The 1,605-nt window shown below is 62.7% G+C and carries 2 protein-coding genes; both read left to right on the forward strand.

Annotated elements, in window-relative coordinates:
* Nucleotides 1–910 (forward strand): alpha/beta fold hydrolase (locus tag KDH09_06540; protein ID MCB0219337.1); only part of this gene is annotated, 910 nt, incomplete at its 5' end.
* Between the two features lie 84 nt (nucleotides 911–994).
* On the forward strand, nucleotides 995–1,605 hold a 611-nt coding region (locus KDH09_06545), incomplete at its 3' end, for an alpha/beta fold hydrolase (protein ID MCB0219338.1).

Genomic DNA, 1,605 nt, shown 5'->3' on the forward strand with positions numbered 1-1,605 from the left:
GATCATGGCGGATACCGGCGGAATTGAACTCGACAATTACAACTTCGAATCCAACTACGTGCATCTGCCCGAGGGGCGCATTCACTACGTCGAGGCGGGCAGCGGCCCCACTCTGCTGATGATCCACGGCAACCCGACGTGGTCCTATCTTTACCGGCACATGATCCATGGGCTCAAGGACCGCTTCCACTGCGTGGCCGTCGATCATCTGGGTTTTGGGCTCTCGGACAAACCCGCGGGGGCTGACTACTCGGTGTTGGCGCATTCGAGGCGGCTTGGTGAAGTGGTCGAGGCCCTGGGGCTCGAAAAAGTCACGCCGGTGGTGCAGGACTGGGGCGGGCCGATTGGCTTGCATTGGACGGTTCAGAACAAGGACCTGATCGAGCGCCTCGTCATTCTCAACACCATCGGCTTTATCCCGCGGCTTCGCGACCTCTCGCTCTCGCGGATCTGGGCGCTTCCGCTGCTGGGCTTTCTCAAGGCCCCGGGGCTTGGCGAGCTGTTTCTCCAGCGGCTCAACGCCTTTGTGCTCTACGGCGTTCCCGGCGCGATTCACAATGCCGAGAGCAAGACGCGCGAGAGAATGAAGGGCTACCGGCACCCCTTTCCCGACTACGCTTCACGCGCGGCCATGCTGGAACTGCCACGGGAAATTCCCCTGAGTCCCTGGCACCCCAATATCCGGCTCTTTCGTGAGATCGGCGCCGGGCTCAAGGACTGGGACGTGCGCACCCAGCTCATCTGGGGCCTGCGCGATCCGGCCTTCAACATCGCCCTGGCACGGCGTTTCGAGCAACTGCTTCCCAACCACGCGCCCACGATCGAAATTCCCAACGCCTCGCACTTCCTGCAGGAAGACACCCCCGAGCCGATCATCGAGGCGATTCGCGGCTTCTTTGAAGCCGCTTGAATCAGCCCGGTTGCTCGTGGCATCTCAAGGGCGCTGTCGGAGCCCTGCGGCGCCGTCAGATTCGGTACGGATCCGGGGGAACACATGGCTGATACCGGCGGGATCAAGCTCGACAACTACGACTTCGATTCTCACTACGTGAATCTGCCCGAGGGGCGCATTCACTATATTGACGTGGGCAGCGGCCCCACCCTGCTCATGGTGCACGGCAACCCGACGTGGTCGTATCTCTACCGGCACATGATCCACGGGCTGAGCGACAAGTTCCGCTGCGTGGCCATCGATCACCTGGGCTTCGGGCTTTCCGACAAGCCCTCCGATGCCGACTACTCGGTGCCAGCCCACGCGCGGCGTCTTGGCGAGGTGATCGAGGTGATCGGCCTCGAAAAGCTCACACCCGTCGTGCAGGACTGGGGCGGCCCGACTGGCCTACACTGGGCGGTAAATCACAAGGACCGCGTCGAGCGGCTCGTCATCATGAATACGATTGGCTTCGTGCCCCGTCGCGAGGATCTCGATCTCTCGAAGATCTGGGCCCTTGCACTGCTGGGCTCGCTCAAGACTCCGGTCCTGGGCGAGGCGCTGATTCGGGGGCTGCACCTCTTCGTTCGCCGCGGCGTGCCCGGCGCGATCTACAACCGGCAGAGCAAGACCCGAGAGCGGATGAAGGGCTATCTGCTGCCCCACCCCGACTA

The sequence above is a fragment of the Chrysiogenia bacterium genome, assembly GCA_020434085.1.
GTDB lineage: Bacteria > JAGRBM01 > JAGRBM01 > JAGRBM01 > JAGRBM01 > JAGRBM01.